The sequence below is a fragment of the Gemmatimonadota bacterium genome (assembly GCA_039715185.1).
GTDB lineage: Bacteria > Gemmatimonadota > Gemmatimonadetes > Longimicrobiales > RSA9 > DATHRK01.
Genome location: JBDLIA010000245.1, coordinates 1 through 1,046, shown reverse-complemented (window position 1 = coordinate 1,046; position 1,046 = coordinate 1). Strand labels below are relative to the sequence as shown.

The window sequence follows — 1,046 nt, the reverse complement described above, 5'->3', positions numbered from 1 at the left end:
GCCGTAGCGGAACTCGGAGTCGTAGTCGTCCTCCAGTACCAGGGCCCCGGACCGTCCGGCCCAGCGCAGCAGCGCGTGCCGCCGCTCGATCGACAGCACCGCCCCGGTAGGGTAGTGGTGGGACGGAGTGACGTAGACCGCGCTGGCCGGTCCCTCCGGGAGCTCGTCCACGCGCAGGCCCGCGCGGTCCACGGGGGCCACCACGAACGTCGCGCCGCGGGCCGCGAAGGCGTGGCGCGCGTCGGGGTAGTGGGGCTCTTCCAGGGCGACCACGTCCCCGGGGTCAAGAAGCACGCGCGCGATCAGGTCGAGCGCCTGCCGCGTACCCTGCACGATCACCACGTCCTCCCAGCGACAGCGGACGCCCCGCGAAGAGCGCAGGTAGTCGGCGACGGCGCGGCGCAACTCGGGGGCGCCGGCGGCGGGCCCGTAGGCCCCACGCGCCAGCTCGCGGCCCAACGTGCGCCGCCAGAACCGATCTCCGAACTCTCCGGGCCTGAGCTGCCCGACGGTGAAGTCCCACCGCACGAACTCCCCCGCGTCGTCGGGCCCCGCGTCTGCCGCGATCAGCCGAGCTCCCTCGGCCGACCAGAGCGGCTGGAACGTCTCCGCAGCGGCCACATCCAGTTCGCGCGGCGGGCTCAGCGCCGCGCGGACGAACGTCCCCGACCCGGTTCGGCCTTCCACGAATCCCTCGGCGGTGAGCTGGTCGTACGCCGTGACGACCACGGTGCGCGAAACGCCCAACTTGGTGGCGAGCCGCCGGCTCGCGGGAAGGCGCGCGCCGCGGCCCAGGCGTCCGTCGCTGATCGCGGCCTTGAGGCCCTCGTAGAGCTGGCGATGGAGCGGGGCGCTCCCCCGGAATTCGACGAAAGGGACGGTCATGATTGGTCCTCTTGAATACTTCGATCTTGGCTATTGATAGCATACCGCTTCGTGCCCATCGTCCGCTAGCAGGTCGCTGAAAAAGGGGAGTGCGGCCGCGAGCAGGGGGCTTGCGGGCGTCCAGGGCAGGAACGACGAGGAGGCATAGCCTAAGCTATGGC

The 1,046-nt window shown here is 71.5% G+C and carries 1 protein-coding gene; it reads right to left on the bottom strand.

From position 1 onward, the window contains the following. Positions 1–885, bottom strand: an 885-nt coding sequence (locus ABFS34_17015; protein ID MEN8377127.1) for a PLP-dependent aminotransferase family protein, incomplete at its 3' end; no start/stop codon positions are given. Between the last annotated feature and the right edge of the window lie 161 nt (positions 886–1,046).